The sequence below is a fragment of the Roseobacter cerffii genome (assembly GCF_054226325.1).
Genome location: NZ_CM135757.1, coordinates 96,459 through 116,595, shown reverse-complemented (window position 1 = coordinate 116,595; position 20,137 = coordinate 96,459). Strand labels below are relative to the sequence as shown.

The 20,137-nt window shown below is 61.6% G+C and carries 17 protein-coding genes; 9 read left to right on the top strand and 8 right to left on the bottom strand.

The features are described from left to right. Positions 1-78: 78 nt before the first annotated feature. The 4 genes from ACVC7O_RS00555 to cysQ all read right to left on the bottom strand — a co-directional run bounded on the left by ACVC7O_RS00555 (position 79) and on the right by cysQ (position 3,989). The gene (locus ACVC7O_RS00555) at positions 79-1,095 is read right to left on the bottom strand and encodes a glycosyltransferase family 2 protein (protein ID WP_458324159.1); all 1,017 of its coding nucleotides are present in this window, start codon (positions 1,093-1,095) and stop codon (positions 79-81) included. Positions 1,096-1,245: 150 nt separating this feature from the next. Continuing rightward, positions 1,246-2,139, bottom strand: a complete 894-nt coding sequence (galU, locus tag ACVC7O_RS00550; RefSeq protein ID WP_458324158.1) for a UTP--glucose-1-phosphate uridylyltransferase GalU — start codon at positions 2,137-2,139, stop codon at positions 1,246-1,248. Between the two features lie 252 nt (positions 2,140-2,391). After that, a complete protein-coding gene (locus ACVC7O_RS00545; RefSeq protein WP_458324157.1) occupies positions 2,392-3,192 on the bottom strand; it encodes a 3-deoxy-manno-octulosonate cytidylyltransferase in 801 nt (266 codons plus the stop codon). After that, positions 3,192-3,989, bottom strand: a complete 798-nt coding sequence (gene cysQ / locus ACVC7O_RS00540; protein ID WP_458324156.1) for a 3'(2'),5'-bisphosphate nucleotidase CysQ — start codon at positions 3,987-3,989, stop codon at positions 3,192-3,194. Before cysQ ends, ACVC7O_RS00545 begins: the two co-directional genes overlap by 1 nt. A 119-nt stretch (positions 3,990-4,108) precedes the next feature. Between cysQ and ACVC7O_RS00535 the strand changes: the two genes are divergently transcribed. Together ACVC7O_RS00535 and ACVC7O_RS00530 are read left to right on the top strand one after the other, a co-directional pair. Next, positions 4,109-4,933 (top strand): ABC transporter permease, encoded by an 825-nt coding sequence (locus ACVC7O_RS00535; RefSeq protein WP_458324155.1) that lies wholly within the window; start codon positions 4,109-4,111, stop codon positions 4,931-4,933. A gap of 127 nt (positions 4,934-5,060) precedes the next feature. Further along, positions 5,061-6,674 carry a putative bifunctional diguanylate cyclase/phosphodiesterase gene (locus ACVC7O_RS00530; RefSeq protein ID WP_458324154.1) on the top strand — a complete coding sequence of 538 codons (1,614 nt, stop codon included), beginning with the start codon at positions 5,061-5,063 and terminating at the stop codon, positions 6,672-6,674. 6 nt (positions 6,675-6,680) lie between these two features. Here the strand turns inward: ACVC7O_RS00530 and ACVC7O_RS00525 are convergent, their stop codons facing one another. Beyond that, entirely contained in the window at positions 6,681-7,283 is a 603-nt protein-coding gene (locus tag ACVC7O_RS00525; RefSeq protein ID WP_458324153.1) for an alpha-ketoglutarate-dependent dioxygenase AlkB family protein, read from the bottom strand. Between the two features lie 211 nt (positions 7,284-7,494). On the opposite strand from ACVC7O_RS00525, the gene dnaK reads away from it, so the two are divergent. From dnaK to radC, 3 genes are all read left to right on the top strand, one after another. Next, complete coding sequence (gene dnaK, locus ACVC7O_RS00520; RefSeq protein ID WP_458324152.1) at positions 7,495-9,405, top strand: molecular chaperone DnaK; 1,911 nt, start codon at positions 7,495-7,497, stop codon at positions 9,403-9,405. 77 nt (positions 9,406-9,482) lie between these two features. Next, the gene (gene dnaJ, locus ACVC7O_RS00515; RefSeq protein ID WP_458324151.1) at positions 9,483-10,637 is read left to right on the top strand and encodes a molecular chaperone DnaJ; all 1,155 of its coding nucleotides are present in this window, start codon (positions 9,483-9,485) and stop codon (positions 10,635-10,637) included. A gap of 318 nt (positions 10,638-10,955) precedes the next feature. Continuing rightward, complete coding sequence (radC, locus tag ACVC7O_RS00510; protein ID WP_458324150.1) at positions 10,956-11,717, top strand: RadC family protein; 762 nt, start codon at positions 10,956-10,958, stop codon at positions 11,715-11,717. 3 nt (positions 11,718-11,720) lie between these two features. Here radC and ACVC7O_RS00505 read toward each other — a convergent pair whose 3' ends face one another. The 3 genes from ACVC7O_RS00505 to secA form a co-directional block, all read right to left on the bottom strand. Continuing rightward, complete coding sequence (locus tag ACVC7O_RS00505; RefSeq protein WP_458324149.1) at positions 11,721-13,280, bottom strand: substrate-binding domain-containing protein; 1,560 nt, start codon at positions 13,278-13,280, stop codon at positions 11,721-11,723. A 21-nt stretch (positions 13,281-13,301) separates the two neighbouring features. Continuing rightward, positions 13,302-14,330, bottom strand: a complete 1,029-nt coding sequence (locus ACVC7O_RS00500) for a hypothetical protein (protein WP_458324148.1) — start codon at positions 14,328-14,330, stop codon at positions 13,302-13,304. Between the two features lie 106 nt (positions 14,331-14,436). Continuing rightward, on the bottom strand, positions 14,437-17,145 hold the full coding sequence (gene secA, locus ACVC7O_RS00495) for a preprotein translocase subunit SecA (RefSeq protein ID WP_458324147.1): 2,709 nt from the start codon (positions 17,143-17,145) through the stop codon (positions 14,437-14,439). 173 nt (positions 17,146-17,318) lie between these two features. Between secA and ACVC7O_RS00490 the strand changes: the two genes are divergently transcribed. The 4 genes from ACVC7O_RS00490 to ACVC7O_RS00475 all read left to right on the top strand — a co-directional run bounded on the left by ACVC7O_RS00490 (position 17,319) and on the right by ACVC7O_RS00475 (position 20,083). Then, complete coding sequence (locus ACVC7O_RS00490) at positions 17,319-18,182, top strand: peptidylprolyl isomerase (protein ID WP_458324146.1); 864 nt, start codon at positions 17,319-17,321, stop codon at positions 18,180-18,182. A gap of 6 nt (positions 18,183-18,188) precedes the next feature. Then, positions 18,189-19,415 (top strand): bifunctional glutamate N-acetyltransferase/amino-acid acetyltransferase ArgJ, encoded by a 1,227-nt coding sequence (argJ, locus tag ACVC7O_RS00485; protein WP_458324145.1) that lies wholly within the window; start codon positions 18,189-18,191, stop codon positions 19,413-19,415. Between the two features lie 4 nt (positions 19,416-19,419). Continuing rightward, positions 19,420-19,818, top strand: coding sequence for a (deoxy)nucleoside triphosphate pyrophosphohydrolase (locus tag ACVC7O_RS00480; protein WP_458324144.1), 399 nt, complete (start codon positions 19,420-19,422; stop codon positions 19,816-19,818). Between the two features lie 130 nt (positions 19,819-19,948). After that, positions 19,949-20,083 (top strand): hypothetical protein, encoded by a 135-nt coding sequence (locus ACVC7O_RS00475; protein ID WP_268247480.1) that lies wholly within the window; start codon positions 19,949-19,951, stop codon positions 20,081-20,083. Positions 20,084-20,137 lie beyond the last annotated feature (54 nt).

Sequence of the window (20,137 nt, the reverse complement as noted above, 5' to 3'; positions counted from 1 at the left end):
TTGATATTTTATTGCTCAAAAATCTAATTTTCACAATAATTTTGAAAGCCTGGCGGCGTTTGAGCGGATTCCCTTACGTCACCACCCGCCCCGTGACATCAAACCGACACGCAGCAGCTGTCGCCACCCGGCCAGCCGGAGCGACTCAGGCGTCCACATGTCCGGATTCCGACCCACCGCCACATAGTAATCATCATAGAGCGCAGAGTTCGAAAAATGCTCCCGGCGCTGCTGTTCCTGCTTGGCGCGGGCAGCGGCATCCGGCAGGAACTTGGTGTGCAACAGCACCCCGGTGAGCTTCTCGGCACCGCCTTCGTCATAGGTCCGGTTCAGCCTGGGCGGCAGCGCGTTATGTGTCGAGTTCACGAACACATAGCTGCGGTGCCATTTCACCAGCGGGATCTTGTTCAGCGTTGGCGCCCTGCGCGGATCATCGGCAAAGAAACAGCGCGCGCGCGGCCCGCCCTGCAGCCAGAGATTGCCCATCTTCTGCTGCAGCTGCGCCCAATAGCCATAGCCGTCGAACCACTGCAGCACCTCGCAGGGGTCCTGCCCGGCGACATATTCATGCGTGTTGGGCGGCCCCTTCGGATAGAGGTCCAGCATCAGCGCGCCCATCATCTGCTGCCCCTGGCCGTCCAGCCACGCGGTCAGCTGTGGCAACGGGCGGCTGTCGTGATCGGGATAGATCAGCAGCTCATCGGCATCGACCGTGACCGTCCAATGCCCATGGCCATAGCGCCGCATGAGCCAGGTCAGCCAATCCATCCCGAACCGCGATGCCTTGTAACTCTCCGCCGTCCACCACAGCGACACATCCGGCTGCGCATCGAGCAACGCCATCGTCTCGTCCTCGCTGCCGTTGTCGACGATCAGAAAGTGACGCACGCCCAGCTTTCGGTAGTGTTCGAGAAAATGCGGCAACCGCAGCGCTTCGTTGCGCAGGGTGGCAAACAGCAGGATATCATCGTCCAGGATTTCGACGGTCCTGTCCCTCAGCGCTGTCAGCTGGTGACGGCTGCGAAAGGCGCGCCACAACATGCGTTTGCGCCGCAGCCGCAGCTTGTATCGGGACCAGGGCGAGCGCCGCACCATCCGGCAACCTTTCACAGCGAGGTCAGGTGCCGTTCATATTGCTGCTTTGGACGGGGCCGCCAACCGCGAATCTGTTCCGGCCACACGGAAACGGCGCCGGAGTGACTCCGGCGCCGCACATCTGTCGGGATCAGCCTGGGGGCAGGGGGGTTACTCCGCCGCTTTGCCCATGTTCACCACATCGTGCAGGTAAGCCGAGAGATCTTCGCGCAGATCGTCCCGGTCGAGGCCGAAGGCGACCGTCGCCTGCAGGAACCCGGACTTCGATCCGCAATCGAACCGCTGTCCGCGGAAGCGGTATCCGTAGACATTGCCTTTCTTGTCGATCTCCTGCGCGATGGCATCCGTCAGCTGGATCTCACCACCCGCGCCCGACTTCATCTTGTTGAGGTTGTTGAGCACCGAGGGCGACAGGATATAGCGCCCGATCACCGCGAGGTTCGAGGGCGCTTCCTCGGCCTTCGGCTTCTCGACCATGCCTTTCACCTTGACCATCGAGCCCATGTCATCGGCCACGTCGAGCACGCCATAGGACGACGCCTTCTCGGGTGCCACTTCCATTGCGGCGACCATGTTGCCGCCGGTTTCCTCATAGGCTTCGACCATCTGCTGTAGACACGGCTTGTCTGCCGCGATCACGTCGTCGGGCAGAATGACCGCAAAGGGCTCATCCGCAATCAAGCGGCGTGCGCACCAGACCGCATGGCCAAGGCCCAGCGCCTTGTGCTGGCGGATATAGGCGATGGCGCCGCTCTCCATATAAGTTGTTTCCAGAACTTCGAGGAGGTCGTCCTTGCCCTTCTTGCGCAGCTCCTCTTCCAGCGTCGGCGCGTGGTCAAAGTAGTCCTCGAGCGCGCCCTTGCCGCGTGAGGTGACGAAGATGAATTCCTTGATGCCAGCGGCCCGCGCTTCGTCGATCGCGTATTGGATCAACGGGCGGTCCACCAATGTCATGATTTCTTTTGGTACAGATTTTGTCGCGGGTAGAAAGCGTGTCCCCATCCCGGCTACGGGAAAGATCGCCTTGGTCACTTTGCGTTTCATACTGTTGCCCTCACACATCAAAATTAATCGCACCCCGCGAGCATCATTTAGCGCTCAAATGCGTCAAAAACACGACTTGCACTCCAATTAAAGCGATTTTTTAGCGCAATCAGGTCTACAATACGAAATATAGCGAAGTCCCGCCAGTATACTCGCAATACGTGTATAATTTTAGGCATTTTTTGAACTTCAGTTCCGCGGCCCGAAACGCCCTCAATCTGCTAAGTCCTTAAAATCTGGCGCTGTTTGGCGTCAGTCCACGCCCATCTGGGCCATCATCCGCTCGAGTTTCGGGACGTCCTGCGGATTGTTCAATTCCCAGAAATGCCGCCCCTTCGCGCTCACTTCGACGCAGAGCACAGACCGGCCGTTCTCCATGAAGCGCAGCTGCTCCAACCCTTCCAGACGCTCCAGCGGACCGGCCGGCCAGGTGGCGTAAGCGGCCAGCGCGTCGGGGCGGTACGCATAGACACCGACATGATGAAACACCGGTGTCTCCTCCGCATCGCCGTAGGTCGCGGAGGTGAACGGGATCACCTCTTTCGAGAAGTAAAGCGCCTGATGCGCACTGTCGAACACAGCGGTGGTCCCACCCACCCGACCACCTTTGCGATCCTCAAGAAACCCGGTCAGCGTCGCGCCATCACAGCGCAGCACCGGGGTCGCGATCTCGGCCTGCGGGGCGGCGCGCAGCCCGCTCACCAGGTCCTCCACGAACCAATGCGGGGTCAGCGGCGCATCGCCCTGCAGGTTGACGACGATCTCATAACCGCCGCCCAAGAGCGCATGCGCCTCGGCGCAGCGCTCGGTGCCGTTCACCCAGTCCGACGAGGTCATCACCACCTCCGCGCCGAACGCCTCGGACGCCTCCCTGATCCGATCGTCATCCGTCGCCACAACGACCCGGTCCACCCCGGCCACGGCGGAGGCCGCCTGCCAGCTGCGCTCGATCAGGCTGCGCGTGACGCCCGAGGCGCCCGTCAGCCCGACCAGTGGCTTGCCCGGATACCGGGTGGACGCATAGCGCGCCGGAATGACAATCAGCACCGACATCAGCTGTCTTTCAGATCGACAGACGGGGCATGGGCAATGAAGAACGGGTTGGCATAGTCGTCCTTGCCATAGGTCAGCGGTGTGAGGTCATCGAAGCGCACCACGGCACCACCCGCACCCGCCAGCACCGCATGGCCTGCCGCCGTGTCCCACTCCATCGTGCGCCCCAGCCTTGGATAGAGGTCCGCCTCCCCCGTCGCCACCAGGCAGAACTTCAGTGACGAGCCGGCACTTTTCATGTCCTTCACGGCGTATTTGTTGATGTAATCATCCGTCGCCTGATCGCGGTGTGACTTCGACGCCACGACCATCAGCGCGCCATTGTCCGCCTCCGAGACCGACATCGCTTGCGTCGGCCCCACCTGGTCCAGAGCCAGATCCCCCGTCTCCTCGACCGAATGCCCATCGGCCTCGGTGTAGAACATACGCCCCTTCGCGGGCGCATAGACCACACCGCGCGTCGGCACACCGCCTTCGACCAGCGCGATGTTCACCGTGAAATCGCCGCGCCGGTGGATGAACTCCTTCGTGCCATCCAGCGGATCGACGATCAGGAAGGTATCGCCCGTGGTGTCATGCGTGGCCGATTGCTCCTCGGTCACCAGCATCACGTCCGGAAAGGCCTGACGCAGCCCCGCCGAGATCAGCGCATCGGCCGCCTCATCCGCCGCCGTCACCGGGCTGTCGTCCGACTTCACCTTCACGTCGAAGTCGTCGGCGTCGTAGATCTCCATGATCTTCGCCCCTGCTTCGATCGACAACCGGCGCATGACCTCAACCAGCTTCACGTAATCCATAACCCGTACCGTCCATGTCTCGATGATTGATGTTGAAAACGATGCCCCTTATGGTGAACCTCTAACGGAACAGCAAGAATTCCGTGCAAAACTGGTGATCATCACAAGGCAGAGCGGTCATGTTTCAGGCAAGCAGACGCAAATCGACGGGGGCGGCCTCCGCCCTCACGCTGTTGGAGCTGATCTATCACTCCACCGTGCGATCCGTGCGCAAGACCCACAACAACGCCTTTGCCGCGATCTTCATCAACGTGCTGCAGACGCTGATCTTCGTGCTCGCCTTCTACGTCATGTTCTCGCTGCTAGGGCTGCGCGGCTCGGCGATCCGGGGCGATTTCCTGCTCTATATCATGTCGGGCATCTTCCTCTTCCTCACCCACACCAAGTCGATGAGCGCGGTTGTGGGCTCCGAAGGCCCGGCCAGCCCGATGATGCAGCACGCGCCGATGAACACCATCATCGCCATCGCCTCGGCTGCCATTGGCGCGCTCTATGTCCAGGTGCTTTCGCTCAGCATCATCCTCTTCGGCTACCACGTGGCCTTCACACCGGTGGTCATCGAAGAGCCAGCCGCCGCCTTCGGCATGTTGCTGGTCGCCTGGTTCACCGGCATCGCGCTGGGGCTGGTGCTGCTGGCCCTCAAGCCGTGGTTTCCCCAGGTGGTCAGCATCTTCTCGACGATCTACCAGCGCGCCAACATGATCGCCTCGGGCAAGATGTTCGTGGCCAACAGCCTGCCCAGCTTCATGCTCGCGATGTTCGACTGGAACCCACTGTTTCATGCCATCGACCAGGCGCGCGGCTTCACCTTCATCAACTACAACCCCCGCTATACCGATTGGCATTATGCCATGTGGGTGGGGGTCGTGCTGCTGATGATCGGCCTGATGGGCGAATTCTACACCCGCCGTCACGCCTCGCTCAGCTGGAGCGCACGCCGCTGATCCCGGCCTGCGGGCACTCGAACCCTGTAAAATTTGGATAAAGGGCAACCCGTTTTGCTGGCGGCGGTTCACCTGTTGGCAACCGGCGAAACCCTAGGGTCCGCAGCGAAATTTTACGAGGCGGCCCATGTTCAGCAGTATCTTCAACTCCGATTGGAAGAGCAAAATTTTCAACGCGCATGTCGTGTTCTTTGTCTCCGCTGTGGTGACCTGGCCCATCATCGCCGAGATGGAGCTGTTCGAGGAGTTCTACGAGTTCTCCCGCGCGCATGAAGACTGGGATTTGGACGAGTTGGCGCTGCTGGTGGTGAACCTCTCCGTCGCCTTGATCTTTTCGTCGATCTACAAATCGCGGCAATTGCGCAAGGTGATGAAGGAGCGCGCGCAGGAGTATCGCCGCGCCGAGCGCAACGCCCGCCACGACCCGCTGACCGGGCTGATGAATCGCCGCGCCTTTGCCCAGGCCATGCAGAAGATCGAGGCCGATGCCGACAGCGCAAGCCGCTATATCGCAATGATCGACCTCGACCGTTTCAAGCCGATCAACGACGTTCAGGGCCATGCGGCGGGCGACGCGATCCTGCGCGGCGTGGCCGAGCGGTTGGAGGCCATGCTGGGCCACACCGACATGATTGCCCGGCTTGGGGGCGACGAATTTGCCGTCATCTTCGAGCCGCGCCGCGACGCCAGCAATGTCGAGCGGATCGCCCGGCGCCTGCTGCACGCAATGGAAAAACCCTTCGAGTTCCAGGGAACGCAGCTCTACATCAGCTGCAGCGTGGGCCTCGCCAATTGGGCCAGCGGCAGTTGCCATTCCGACGCGCTCGGTCGCGCGGACCGGGCGCTTTACACCGCCAAGAACGAAGGCCGCGCGCGCTTTGCTTGGTACGACGCTGAGCTTGACCGCCACTCGACCGAACGCGCCCAGATCGAGGCCGAGCTGCGCGAAGCCATCAAGACCGATCAGATCGAACCCTGGTTTCAGCCCATCGTCGACATCGAGAAGCAATACATCACCGGGTTCGAGGTGCTGGCCCGCTGGCACCACCCCGAACGCGGTACGATTTCCCCCGGCGTCTTCATCGAGATCGCCGAGGACAGCGGCCAGATCAGCGCGCTGGGCAACAGCCTGCTGCGCCGCGCCTGTGCCGCCGCCAACGAATGGGACGCGCGCCTGTCGATGTCCTTCAATGTCTCGCCGCTGCAGTTCCATGATCGTGCCCTGGTCGAAGACATCACCGCGATCCTCGAGGACACCAAGTTCGATCCAAAGCGTCTGACCATCGAGGTGACCGAGCGCTCCGTGATCCGCGACTTCCCCGCCGCGCGCGAAAAGCTGAACGCACTGAAGGCCATTGGCATCTCAGTTGCCCTCGATGATTTCGGCACCGGCTATTCCAGCCTGGCCAGCCTGCGGCAGCTGCCCTTCGACAGCATCAAGATCGACCGCGGCTTTGTCACCGACATCTGCGGTCAGCCGCAGAACCAGAAAATCGTGACGGGCATCATGTCGCTGGCCCGCGGGCTGGAACTCGACGTGACCGCCGAAGGCATCGAATCGCTGCAGGACCTGGAGTTCGTGAAGTCCCTGGATTGCGGGCTGGGTCAGGGCTTTCTCTTTGACAAGGCGGTTTCGGCCACCGACGTCGCCTGGCTGCTCGAGACCAAATGGGCCGACCTGCGGCTTCGGAAAGAGGGCCGCGACAACCCGGGTGAGACACCACACAGCAAGGCCGGGTAAGCCCGCTCAGGTCACCACCCGTAAGGTCAGGTTGATCCGCCCGCCTTTGGGCATCAGGCTGCTCGAGCCAAAGCGGATGCGGTCCACCCCGTGATGCGCGAGCCGCGCCGCACCTGCCATCACGACCACGTCCCCCGACTGCAGCCAGATCGACTGCGTCTTGCCCCCGCGCGCCGGGCCACCCATGCGGAAGAGCCCCTCATCCCCCAGCGAGATCGACACCACCGGCCAGTCAAAGCTCGCCTCGTCCTTGTCCTGATGCATCCCCATCCGCGCGCCCTCGCCGTAGTAGTTGATCAGGCAACAATCCGGCCTGCGCTCCAGCCCGGTGAGCGCGTCCCAGATGCCGATGATCTGCTCCGGAATGGCGGGCCAGGGCGTGCCATTGGGATGCGCGGCAGCATAGCGATAGCCCTGCCGGTCGGTGATCCAGCCATAGGTTCCCGCCGCCGTCATCCGCACCGACATCGGCTTGCCGCGCGGCGTCACCGGCGCCACGAAAGGCGCCTGTCTCACGACCTCCCGCAGCGCCGCAAGCAACGCCTCCTGCGCCGGCAGATCGAGGTAAGATTTATAAATGTCGAAGCCTGCAACCGTTAGATGCGCCAAGCTGTCCTCGCCCTGTCCAAAAATGCATGGGTTTTGCCACAAGAATCCCCGCGCACCCCAATCCTAAAGGTTGCAGCGCCCCGGGCCCCTCCTTATATACGCTGCGAACCGCACGAAGCGACCCGCTTCATGTGTTACCAGATCGGGGCAGCGGCGCCATAACGGGCCACTCGCTCCGTGTCATCGCCTTGAATTAAAGAGGGATCAAAACATGGCCAAAGTCATTGGTATCGACCTGGGAACCACCAACAGCTGCATCTCCATCATGGATGGCAGCCAACCCCGCGTCATCGAAAACTCCGAAGGGGCCCGGACGACCCCGTCCATCGTCGCCTTCACGGATGACGAGCGCCTCGTGGGCCAGCCCGCGAAACGGCAAGCCGTCACCAACCCCGAAAACACAATCTTTGGCGTCAAGCGTCTGATCGGTCGCCGGTTCGACGACGCGGACCTGGCCAAAGACAAGAAGAACATGCCGTTCAACGTCATCGACGGCGGCAACGGCGACGCCTGGGTGGAAGCCAAAGGCGAGAAATACTCGCCCAGCCAAATCTCCGCCTTCATCCTCGGCAAGATGAAAGAGACCGCCGAGAGCTACCTCGGCGAAGAGGTGACCCAAGCGGTCATCACCGTCCCCGCCTATTTCAACGACGCCCAGCGCCAGGCCACGAAAGACGCGGGCAAGATCGCGGGCCTCGAAGTGCTCCGCATCATCAACGAGCCGACGGCTGCAGCGCTGGCCTATGGCCTCGACAAAGAGAACACGCAAACCATCGCAGTCTATGACCTCGGCGGCGGCACCTTCGACGTGACCATCCTCGAGATCGACGACGGCCTCTTCGAAGTGAAATCCACCAACGGCGACACCTTCCTCGGCGGTGAAGACTTCGACATGCGCATCGTGAACTACCTCGCGGATGAGTTCAAAAAGGAGCATCAGGTCGACCTCACCCAAGACAAGATGGCCCTGCAGCGTCTCAAAGAGGCAGCCGAGAAGGCCAAGATCGAGCTGTCGTCCTCCAGCCAGACCGAGATCAACCAGCCGTTCATCTCGATGGGCGCCAACGGCCAGCCGCTGCACATGGTCATGAAGCTGACCCGCTCCAAGCTGGAAAGCCTTGTCAGCGACCTCATCAAGAACTCGATCAAGCCCTGCCAGGCGGCGCTGAAAGACGCGGGCCTCTCCGCCTCCGACATCGACGAGGTCGTGCTCGTGGGTGGGATGACCCGCATGCCGAAAGTGGTCGAAGAAGTGACCAAATTCTTCGGCAAAGAGCCGCACAAGGGCGTGAACCCCGACGAAGTGGTTGCCATGGGCGCCGCCATCCAGGCCGGTGTTCTGCAAGGCGACGTCAAGGACGTGGTCCTGCTCGATGTGACCCCGCTGTCGCTCGGCATCGAGACGCTGGGCGGTGTCTTCACCCGTCTGATCGACCGCAACACCACGATCCCGACCAAGAAGTCCCAGATTTTCTCCACCGCCGAAGACAACCAGAACGCGGTGACCATCCGGGTCTTCCAGGGTGAGCGTGAAATGGCCTCCGACAACAAGATCCTCGGCGCCTTCAACCTCGAAAACATCCCGCCCGCCCCGCGCGGCATGCCGCAGATCGAGGTGACCTTCGACATCGACGCCAACGGCATCGTGTCAGTGGGTGCGATGGACAAGGGCACTGGAAAAGAACAGAAAATCACCATCCAGGCCTCGGGCGGTCTGTCCGATGAGGACATCGACAAGATGGTCAAGGACGCCGAAGAGAACGCGGAAGCCGACAAGGCGCGCCGGGAGCTCATCGAGGCGAAGAACCAGGCGGAAAGCCTCATCCACTCGACCGAGAAGTCGATGGAAGAGCACTCCGACAAGGTCGACCCGACCACCATCGAAGCCATCGAGCTGGCAATTGCCGCGCTCAAGGACGAGCTGGAAACCGACAATGCCGACAAGATCAAGTCGGGCATCCAGAACGTGACCGAGGCGGCGATGAAGCTGGGCGAGGCCATCTACAAGGCCGCGCAAGAAGAGGGCGAAGACGTGGCCGAGGCTGCGGATGCGCCGCGCGGTGACGATGATGACATCGTCGATGCCGAGTTCGAAGATCTCGACGACGACAAGCGCGCGTAAGCGGCGCGTAACCCGGAACCACTGCATAGGCCGACCCCCGGGTCGGCCTCTCACGTTCCAGCAAGGGGACCCATTGGATGGCAAAACGTGACTACTACGACGTGCTTGGTGTCGCCAAAGGCGCGTCCGCGGACGAGATCAAGAAGGGCTATCGCCAGAAAGCGAAAGAGCTGCATCCCGACCGCAACAAGGACAATCCCAACGCAGAAGCCCAGTTCAAGGAGGCCAACGAGGCCTACGAGATCCTAAAGGACGCCGAAAAAAAGGCGGCCTACGACCGGTTTGGCCACGCCGCCTTCGAAGGCGGCATGGGCGGGGGCGGCGGACGCCCCGGCGGCGGCTTTGGCGGCGGCCAGGGCGATTTCGGATCCGCCTTCTCTGACGTCTTCGACGATCTCTTCGGCGACTTCATGGGTGGCGGACGCGGCGGGGGCGGACGGCGCGCCGCGCGCGGGTCAGACCTGCGCTACAATCTGCGGGTCACGCTCGAGGAAGCCTTCAGCGGGCTGCAGAAAACCATCAACGTGCCCACCTCCGTCAGCTGCGACAGCTGCAACGGCTCGGGCGCCGAAGGCGGGGCCGAGCCCACGTCCTGCCCGACCTGCTCCGGCATGGGCAAGGTGCGCGCGCAACAAGGCTTCTTCACGGTCGAACGCACCTGCCCGACCTGCTCGGGCCTCGGTCAGATCATCAAGAACCCCTGCACCACCTGCCAGGGCGCAGGCCGGGTCGAGAAGGACCGCGCGCTCAGCGTGAACATCCCCGCGGGTGTCGAAACCGGCACCCGCATCCGCCTCGCCGGCGAAGGCGAAGCGGGCATGCGCGGCGGGCCCTCGGGCGATCTCTATATCTTCATCGATGTGGCTGAACACGAGCTCTTCTCGCGCGAAGGCAGCAACCTCTTCTGTCGCGTGCCGGTCTCCATGGCCAAGGCAGCGCTGGGCGGTTCGATCGAGGTGCCGACCATCGACGGCGGCCGCGGGCGGGTGCAGATCCCGGGTGGCAGCCAATCCGGTCGCCAGATGCGCCTGCGCGGCAAAGGCATGCCCGCCCTGCGCGGCGCGGGCTCGGGGGACATGTTCATCGAACTGGCCGTCGAGACCCCGGTCAACCTGACCGCGCGCCAGAAGGAGCTTCTGGCCGAGTTCGACGAGCTCGCCGAGAACAACAACCCGGAAACTTCAAGTTTCTTCTCCTCCGTGAAAACCTTCTGGGATTCGATGAAGGGGTGATCTGGCTCCCCGGAAACGCTCCAGTGGAGCGTTTCGCCGGATCACGGGCGGAGCCCCGATAAACCGGCCTGATATCCCTCTCGCCATCGACCAAAGGTGGCCTGAAAGCCCACCTTACCTGCCTGCCCGAAGGGTCGTGTTGGCAGGTGGGGTGGGCTTTCAGGCCACCCCTTGGTGTTGCGCGCTCTCGTGTTTCACCGTGCGCTGCGCACCGACGTAATACCGACGTTTTACCGACGCGATACAGACCCCGCACCGACAGCAGTTTGACGTTCCGAGTTAACCAATCAGAAACCATGACTCCGCACAGTCCCGGGTATGAGTCGTGACCCCCATATCTTCGCCGAAGCCCCACTTCCGTTCCTGCTCGACGAAGCGGAACCCACCCCGCTGCCGAACGGCACACCCCCGTCCTACATCGCCGACCACCGCAAGCGGTTGCGCGATCGTTTCATGCTGGGCGGCGCCTCCGCCATGCCGGATTACGAGATGCTGGAGCTGGTTCTCTTTCGCGCCATTCCACGCCGCGATGTCAAACCTCTGGCGCACGCGCTGATGGATCGGTTCGGCGATTTCAATCGCGTGATCACTGCCCCCGTCGAGCGGCTGCGCGACATCACCGGGGTGGGCGACGCCGTCATCACCGAGCTGAAGATCGTCGAAGCCTCGGCCCATCGCATGGCGCGCGCCCGGGTCATCCAGCAGAACGTCGTGAGCAGCTGGGACGCGCTGCTCGACTATTGCCACACCACCATGGCGCATCGCGAAACCGAGCAATTCCGTGTGCTCTACCTCGACCGCAAAAACGTGGTGATCGCCGATGAAGAGCAGGCTAAGGGCACAGTGGACCATGTACCGGTCTACCCGCGCGAGGTTGCCAAGCGGGCGCTGGAGTTAAACGCCAGTGCGTTGATTCTCGTACATAATCACCCCTCGGGTGACCCTACGCCATCGCAGGCTGATATCGCGATGACGGATCAGATCAACAACGCGTGCCAGGCACTCGGGCTGACCTTGCACGACCATCTGATCATCGGAAAATCCCGCGAACTCAGCTTTCGCAGCGAGGGCTATATCTGAGGTTCAGCGCACCCAGACTTCCACCCGACGGTTCGTCAGACGGCCCCAGGCGCTGCCATCGCAGGCCATCGGCATCGCCTCGCCAAAGGCATCGATCTCAAGTTGCACCTGATCGATGTCCGCCGTCTCGGCAGCCTCGATGATCGCGCGGCGCACCGCTTCGGCCCGCTGCAAGGCGATGCTCTGATTGGCAATCGCGGGGCCTTCCCCGTCACTGAAGCCCACGAACAGCAGCTGGCGCGCGTCGTACCGCCCCTGCTCCAGACCGCGCGCGAGCTGTTGGACGTTCGACCGCGACTGCGCATCGAGGCGAACCGACCCCGCTTCGAAGCGGAAGGACGTGGTGAGCCGCTTCATCGGCGACAGCACATCCACCATGCGTTGCAACTCGGTCAGGGGCACCTCACTGCCCGCGGCGGCAATCGCATTTGCGAGACGATTACCCTGATCGTCCACCGGCACCTCCTCAGGCGCTTGGTCAACAAAGCCCGCGCGGCGGATCACAATCTGTGCTGACGGCCCGCGGGTGTAGGCCAGGAACTCCCGCGCAATCTTGGGCAAGCGCCGCGCCGGAAGATAGAGAAACATCGGCGCAGTCAGGGGATAATCCTCTGTCTTGATGGTCCGCCGGGTGGCGCGCAGCGGACGCCCACAGCGCCCTCTGAGCGTCAGTGCCTCCGCGTCTCCGACCTCAGCAAAGCTGACCACACCCAAGGCGAAGGCATCCGAGGCAACCTGCTGGGACAGCTCGATGCCACGGGCGTGACGGGTGATGTTGGGCGACATCTGAAAGCCCGGCGGAATAATGATCTTGTCCTCAATGGCCTGCCCCAGACCGGTTTTCTGCACCGGCGCGTGCAGGCTGATCGGTGCGTCGGGCCCGCCCAAATCCGACCAGTTTGTGATCTGCCCCGCATAGGCCCGCGCCAGTTCCAGCGGAGAGATCTCGCGCACCGGGTTGTTCGGCGCGACAATCGGCACGATACCGTCGAGCGCCACGACGCGGCTGCGGTTGTCGCCAGTCATGTCGCCCATGCCCGCCTCCTCGGCGCGCGCATGTTCATCCGCACGGATTTCTCGCAGGGCCATGACAATATCCGCCTCGTTGGCGAGCAGATCGGCGAAGCCTTCATCGGTATTGGTCACACGGAAGTAGAACACCGCAGCCAGCTTTTCGGTTTGCTCGTCGGTCAGGCGATAGTTGAAGTGGGTCTTGTCCTCGACAACCCGCTCGGCCAGGTATCCGTTGCGCAAGGCGAAGCCTTCAACCAGCGCGGGCATCAGAACCGCGCCCATGGTAGCGGACCCCGAGATGTTCAGCTCGGCCACGAAATCCTGAAGGTTCGGGCAACCGGGACCGTCGCAGAGTACGCCCGACCCATCGACCGTCAGCTCACCGTAGAGCGTATCGATCCGGTAAAACTCGCCATCAAACCCCAGCAGCGTCCCCGTCAACTCGATGCTGCCGTCGCGTGAGGTCAAGGTCACATCCTGGGCCTCGGCTGGATGCAGGAGGGCAGAAAGACCAAGTGCAGCGATCGCCGCTGCACGTCTGAATCTCATGTAAGACCTCTTGGGGCTGTGTCAGTTCTCAGCGACTGTCAGGTCTTGCAGCGGATTATTCAACACCAGAAAATTGCCAACGGCACCACATCCAGGCACAGCGAGCGAGACCGACCGCGCGGGCAGCAGCGTTCCGCCCATCAGCTTCAGCACTTTTGCAGTGACTTCGCGTCCACAATTGCTGGGGGTGACTTCCGTTTCAATGCTGAACCGGATGGCGTTCGGGTCTTCGGCCATCTGGACGGGATAGGTGTAGATTTCGGCCATCGCCGCCCGCAGCACCGAGTTGTCACCGTGGCGCGTGAGGAAACCACTCTTCCCGCCGGCCACCACAGACAGATCGCGCATGGCCCCGGCCCAGATGTGGCCGCGGTCACCGTAATCCGCGCCGTATTCCCGCGCGTGCAACTGAACTGTATTCTCGCCCTGCCATTGAACCACGACCCGATCATAGAGCGTGATCGTTGGCACAAAGGTTGTCGCCGTTTCGATCTGGCCATTGACGAAAGCCACATCGAAGATTGCCTCTTCAGCAAGAGCCGGAACCGTCAGGTCGAGCCCTCCCGAGGTCGAGGTCGTCTCGGTAAACTCCAGATCCTTGTGGCGCACGACCACCCGTTCATTCCGCAAGCAGGGTGCTGTCACGCTGAGCTTGACCATTGCTGCCGCGAATGTCTCTGCCGACAGGGTCACGGGGCATACATGCTTGGGGCGTATCTCAGGGGCAGCGGGCTCATAGAGCGGGCTTGCCGCCGAGGCGAGGATCAGAACCGGTTCTTCGATGCTGGGCAGGTTCCCGAATGTATCATCTTCGGCAGAAGTGAGCGTGATATCATTTACCGCCAGTTCGGGTTCAACGCTCAGAAAAGGCAGATTGGCGATCTCGATCTTGTCGAGCAGAACCGTGCTCTGCGCCACGACCTCGTCGCTGATCGTTGCGGTGGAACCGTATCGCAACTCGGCGACCTCACCGCTCTGCATCACAAAGCCGATGCCGACAGCGCAGGCCAACGTGCCTACGGCCGTGGCAATTTCCGTCTTATGCGACATACCTGTCTTCCCTCTCCACCAGTCGGACAGGTCCTTAATGAAAGGTAAACAGGGCTGAGTTGTGACCGCAGGGGGGTCTCATTCGGGCAAGAAGAAGGCAGATTCCCTAGACCAGACGCCCGTGGCAATGCTTGAATTTCTTTCCGGATCCACAGGGGCAGAGATCGTTTCGACCTGGATTGCCCCAGGTCGACGGATCATCCTCGACAAAGCCAGGGGCCGCATCGCCCGTATTTTCCGCGACAGCTGCACCCCCTGCTGCGCCCGCCGCGGCTGCGACTTGTGCGGCCTGCTGGGCGCGGATCTGTTCCAGCATCTGGCGCTGCTCTTCTTCGGAAAGTGGCCGGATCTGGGCAAGCTTCTGGGTCACATCAGCCCGCAACCCATCGAGCATGCCCTCGAAGAGCTGGAATGATTCGTTCTTGTATTCATTCAGCGGGTCACGCTGCGCATAGCCACGGAAGCCCACGACCGAGCGCAGGTGTTCGAGCGTCAAAAGATGCTCGCGCCATTTCGCATCGATCACCTGCAGCAAAAGCTGTTTTTCGATGTTGCGCATATTCTCCGAGCCGAACTGCTCGGCCTTTTCGGACATGAACTGATCCGTTGCCTGCACCAGACGGTCGCGGATCGCCTCATCATCGACGCCCTCTTCCTCGACCCAGTCCATCACCGGGACGTCGATGGCGAGCTGTTCCTTGACTGCGGCGTGGAGCCCTTCGGAGTCCCACTGATCGGCATAGGTGTTCGGCGGCAGATACTGGTCGATCATGTCATCAATCACCTGGTGCCGCATGTCAGTGGTGATCTCGCTGAGGTCAGCCGCCTCCATGATGTCGCGCCGCTGGGTGAAGACCACTTTCCGCTGCTCGTTCATCACGTCGTCGAACTTTAGAAGCTGCTTGCGAATGTCGAAGTTGCGGCCCTCAACCTTGGCCTGCGCCCGCTCCAGCGACTTGTTCACCCAGGGGTGCACGATGGCCTCGCCCTCTTTCAAACCGAGCGTTGTGAGCACTTTTTCGAGACGTTCTGACCCGAAAATCCGCATCAAATCGTCTTCCAGGCTGAGATAGAAGGACGACCGCCCCGGGTCGCCCTGCCGACCGGAACGGCCTCGCAGCTGGTTGTCGATGCGTCGGCTTTCGTGCCGTTCGGAGGCCAGAACATAGAGGCCGCCGGCCTCCAGAACCTTCGCTTTCTCATCGGCATGCTGTGCTTCGACCTTGGCGCGGATCTCTTCGGGGTCAGCCTCCGGATCGGCGGCAATGGCGTTCATCACCTGCATGTCGACGTTGCCGCCGAGCTGAATGTCGGTGCCCCGCCCCGCCATGTTGGTCGCAATCGTCACGGCACCAAGCTTACCCGCGTCGGCAACGATCTGTGCTTCCTGCTCGTGCTGGCGCGCGTTCAGCACATTGTGCGTGATCCCGGCTTCGGTGAGCATCTTGCTCAGCACTTCTGACTTCTCAATCGACGTGGTACCAACAAGCGCAGGCTGCCCCTTGGCGTTGCTCTCCTGAATCTGCTGGAGCATGGCGGCATATTTCTCGCGCACGGTGCGATAGACCTGATCGTCCTCATCGACCCGCGCGATGGGCTTGTTGGTCGGCACTTCGACCACACCCAGCCCGTAGATCTCCTGAAATTCCTCCGCCTCGGTCAGCGCCGTCCCGGTCATACCCGCGAGCTTGTCGTAAAGCCGGAAGTAGTTCTGGAAGGTCACGGAAGCGAGGGTGACGTTCTCGGGCTTGATCGACACACCTTCCTTGGCCTCGATCGCCTGGTGCAGCCCGTCCGACAGGCGGCGCCCGGCCATCATCCGGCCCGTGAACTCATCGATCAGCACCACGTCGTCATCGCGGACGATGTAATCCTTGTCGCGCTGAAAGAGCTTGTGCGCGCGCAGACCCTGGTTGATGTGGTGCACGATGGTGGTGCTTTCCGGATCGTAGAGGGTCTGACCCTCTTCCAGCATCTCACGCTGGCGCAACAGGTCTTCGAGAAACTCGTTGCCCTCATCCGTGAAGGTCACGTTGCGGGTTTTCTCATCGAGCTCGAAGTGCTCGTCCGACAGCTCGGGGATGACCGTGTCGATCACCTTATACATGTCCGAGCGGTCCTGCGCCGGTCCGGAGATGATCAGCGGCGTCCGCGCCTCGTCGATCAGGATCGAGTCGACCTCATCCACAATCGCGAAGTTGTGATACTTCTGGAAGATCTGGCTGAGCTCCGACTTCATGTTGTCGCGCAGATAGTCGAACCCAAGCTCGTTGTTCGTGGCATAGGTGATGTCGCTGCTGTAGGCCTCGCGCTTGGCCTCTTCCGTCATGTCAGCGTGGGCCACACCTGTGGTCAGACCCAACGCGCCAAACACCTGGCCCATCCAGGCCGCGTCGCGCTTGGCCAGGTATTCGTTCACCGTGACGATATGCACGCCCTTGCCGGTCAGCGCATTGAGATAAGCCGCGAAGGTGGCGGTCAGCGTCTTGCCTTCGCCGGTCTTCTGCTCGGCGATATTGCCCTGATGCAGGAAAATCGCGCCCATCAACTGGGTGTCGAAGGCCCGCAGGCCAAGCGCACGCCGCGCTGCTTCACGACAGTTGGCAAAGGCATCCGGCAACAGGCTGTCGAGGCTCTCGCCGTCCAGCGCGCGCTTGCGCAGCTCTTCGGTCTTCTCCTTGATCCCATCGTCGGTCAGCGTCTCGAAGTCCGGCTCAAGGGCGTTGATCTTGTCAATGAGGGGGCGGGTCGCTTTGACTTTTCGGTCATTTGGCGTCCCAAAGACCTTTTTCGCGAGTGTTCCGATGCCCAGCATGCGTTCTCCAGCCGAAGTTCAAGTATTGGCGCTGATCTGCTTGCTCGTCTGCGACACAGCCCATAGATAGAAAGGCAATGCGACCCCCTGGCCGCGCCCATAGGGCGATGTAAGGGTCACGCGAAACCGTGTCAATGTCGTGCTCAACCGCGACGCAGCCCAAGGACAAATCCATGCAGAAACACTTCAGACGTCTGGCGAGCGCCGCGCTTGTGGCGAGCCTCGCCACGGTATCTCTGGCGCAGGACCAGTCCGAAAGCGAGACCCCGAATGCCGAGACAGTCGTGGCAACGGTGAACGGTGTGGAGATCACCCTGGGCCATATGATTGCCGCCCGCGCGACGCTGCCTCAGCAGTATCAGCAGCTCGAGGATAAGGTGCTCTACGACGGCATTCTCGAACAGCTCGTGCAGCAGAGCGCGCTTGCACAGACCTTCGAAGGCGACACACCGTTGCGCATCACCAAGTCTCTCGAGAATGAAGAGCGGTCGCTGATGGCGGGCGAAGTGGTTGAAGGCGTGCTGCAGGAGGCGGTGACCGACGAGGCTCTGCAAGAGCTTTACGACCGGCAGTTCGGCGACATCGACCCCGAGGAGGAGTACAACGCCTCGCATATTCTGGTCGAGACCGAAGAAGAGGCCATTGCCGTCAAGGAGACTGTGGACAGCGGCGCTGATTTCGCGGCGACCGCGCGCGACAAGTCCATCGGCCCCTCAGGTCCGAATGGCGGCGATCTGGGCTGGTTCAGCTCCGGCATGATGGTGCCGAGCTTTGAAGCGGCCACCATTGCGCTCGGCGTTGGCGAGGTCTCCGACCCCGTGGAAACCCAATTCGGCTGGCATGTCATCAAGCTCAACGAGACACGGCAAGCCGAAATCCCGACCCTCGAGGACGTGCGCGCCGATCTCACACAGGAGCTGAGCCAGATCAAGGCGCAGGAGGCGATCCGGTCCGCCACCGAATCCGCCGATGTGCAGGTGCGGGCGGATGTCGAGATTGACCCGGCGATCCTCAAACAGATCGATCTGCTGGACTAACTTCCGATGGCGAAAGTAACGGCGGTGTCGCCTCTGGCGCCCAAGCAGTTTCCTGCGCTGCCCGTCATTGACGGTGTGCAGTTTGCCACCATCGCTGCGGGCGTTCGGTACCAGGGGCGGGATGATGTGATGCTGGCAAAGCTTGCGCCCGGCACCACGATTGCCGGCGCCTTCACTAAATCCGCCACCCGCGCGGCACCTGTGCTGGACTGTCAGGAGAAGTTGGGTGGGCCAGCGTCCGAGGGCGCCGCTATCCTAGTGAACTCTGGCAATGCCAATGCCTTCACCGGGCGCAACGGCGCGGATGCCGTGGGTGCAATCGTGGCGGCAACGGCCGCGGCTTGTGATGTGCCGGAAGAGCGGGTCTTCACCGCGTCCACCGGCGTTATCGGCGAGCCGCTGCCCTTCGACAAGATCACGGCGCATCTGCAGAGCCTTTCTGCAACGGCTGCACCCGACGGAATTGCCGCTGCCGCGCAAGCAATCATGACGACGGATACTTTCGCGAAAGGTGCCACCGCGGAAGTTGAAACGGCGCATGGCAGAGTGAAGATCGCCGGGATTGCCAAGGGTTCGGGGATGATCGCACCCGACATGGCGACCATGCTGGTCTACATCTTCACTGACGCGGTCATAGATCAGGTGCAGCTGCAACAGCTGGTCTCACAGCACAACGCCGAGACCTTCAACTGCATCACCGTGGACAGCGATACCTCGACCTCCGACACGCTGCTCGTCGCGGCGACCGGGGCCTCGGGCGTCGACGTCAGTGGCGACACCGCGTTTTCCGACGCGCTCCGGTCCGTGATGCTGGAGCTCGCGCATCTGGTGGTGCGGGACGGTGAAGGTGCGACCAAATTCGTGCAGATCATCGTAACCGGCGCGGCAAACGACGCGGACGCCAAGACCCACGCCCTGTCGATTGCAAACTCACCGCTGGTGAAAACAGCCATCGCCGGCGAGGATCCGAATTGGGGCCGGGTGGTGATGGCGGTCGGAAAATCAGGGGCCGCGGCTGATCGCGATCTGCTTTCAATCCGCTTCGGCGATGTTCTCGTTGCCGAAAAGGGGTGGGTGAGCGCGGGCTACGACGAGACTGCCGCAGCGGCGCATATGAAAGGGCAGGAGCTGTTGATTGCCGTCGATATCGGCCTGGGCGACGGCGCAGCCACGGTATGGACCTGTGACCTGACCCACGGCTACATCGATATCAATGCAGACTATCGGTCGTGACGGCATGAAAACGGTTCTTGTCTCTGCCGTGGCGCTCATCGACGTCGATGGGCGCGTCCTGATCGCACAACGGCCCGAGGGAAAATCCATGGCAGGGCTGTGGGAATTTCCCGGCGGCAAAATCGAGCCGGGAGAGACACCAGAATCGGCACTGATCCGCGAATTGAACGAAGAGCTGGGCATTGACACCTGGCAGTCTTGTCTGGCGCCATTAACCTTTGCGAGCCACAGTTATGACGATTTCCATTTGCTGATGCCGCTCTTTGCCTGCCGCAAGTGGGAAGGTACGCCGGTTTCCAAGGAAAATCAGAAGCTTAAGTGGGTTCGCCCGATGGAATTGAGGGACTATCCGATGCCTGCAGCCGACCTGCCACTGATCCCGATTTTGCGCGATTGGCTATAGGCAATAGCGCGCAAAGCGATACTGTTCGCAATTTTTCGCCTATGAGAGGAATTACCTAAATTTGTTTATGGTAATTTAATAAAATCGCGATAATTTCTTCATAGTCATGATCCTGGGGAGGAGAACGACAATGTTACGCACGATCACTCTGGGGAGTGCTGTGTCAATTCAGGGGCTTTACGTTCGGGCATTGCCCGACGGACGTATCGTCGTGAAGGTTGATGACACGAGTTACACTGGCGCGCCGGTCACCAAAGCCGCCTAGTCAACTCTCGAGCACTCAAACACACGAAAAAAGGGCGCGGCAATTACGCCGCAC